This window comes from Citrobacter sp. Marseille-Q5395, from assembly GCF_947057495.1.
GTDB lineage: Bacteria > Pseudomonadota > Gammaproteobacteria > Enterobacterales > Enterobacteriaceae > Citrobacter > Citrobacter murliniae.
Window position 1 is genome coordinate 1 of record NZ_CAMSEL010000069.1, and the last position, 1,081, is coordinate 1,081.

Annotated in this window: 1 protein-coding gene; it reads right to left on the bottom strand. The window is 55.9% G+C overall.

All coding sequences use genetic code 11. The features are described 5' to 3' along the window. Positions 1–128: 128 nt before the first annotated feature. Positions 129–1,081, bottom strand: a 953-nt coding sequence (locus OH663_RS25990; protein WP_476579529.1) for a ClpP-like prohead protease/major capsid protein fusion protein, incomplete at its 5' end; no start/stop codon positions are given.

Here is a 1,081-nt window from a genome sequence, read left to right on the forward strand (position 1 = left end):
ACACCCGCATTGTGATAATCCAGTGTGGTACCGTCCTGCTGATAGTTATTCGCCATGTTTTTTCTCCATAAAAGGAAAAGGCGACCAGCGCCGCCTTCAGGGATAAAAAAACCGCCAGGCGGCGGTCATTATTTTTTGGTGACTTTAACCAGCCCGCGCCAGTCGAGCGGAGCCACCCCCGCATCAATGCGCACCTTGAATGCGGCGCCGTCCACAGTGAAGCCCTGCTGCTGTTCCAGATATGGCGTGTCGATACCGTCGAGATACGCCACTTCAATGGTGTCGCGCCCCTGCGCAGCAGTCAGGTAATAATCGGTCGGGCTGCTGTCATCCAGGCGGGCCTCAGAAGCCACGGTCACAAAGTTCTGGATCGGGTTAACGATCCCGCTGTTCGCGTCTGCACCCGGTACACTGGCGGATTTAATCAGCTGATTTGCCCGTGACTCAATTGCCACTGGCGTCAGCATGTAGGCCGGACGAATATTCAGACGGCGATCGCCGGATTTTTGCAGCAGCATTGCCTTACGCGCAGTATCCAGCCCTTCAATAGTCAGATCGGCTGTAACAAGGTTCCCGTGATCGGCGTGGAACAACGGCTTATCGTCCGACATTTTCGGGTTGCTGGTCAATACCGCCCAGACCAGATCGCCGACAGTGGCTCGCGCAGCAAGCCCCATTGCCTGAGGGATACGCGTCAGCATATCCAGGTCGTCGTTGATAATAGTCTGGCGGTCAATGCTGAAAAGCTCACCATAGGTGGCCAGTGCAATAGGCTCACCACGATCTTTAATGGTGACATATTTATATTCCGCCCCGGCGCGAACCTTACGCAGCGATGCCAGTGATTCCAGGCCAACGCGGTGCGCGGTTTTGAAATCGGTCAGTGTGCCTTTACGGGTCCACTGTTCGAATGTTTCGCTGGCCTCATCCCAGCCAAGCAATGCCGCCTTATGTGCCACATCCATCAGGATATTGCCGAAATCGCTGCTGCTGTGGGTGAACGCCAGCCCAACCATCGCCTGTGCGGTACCGACACCAGAAATACCGATACCACGATCCACCAGCGAGGCGCGGGCCAGTT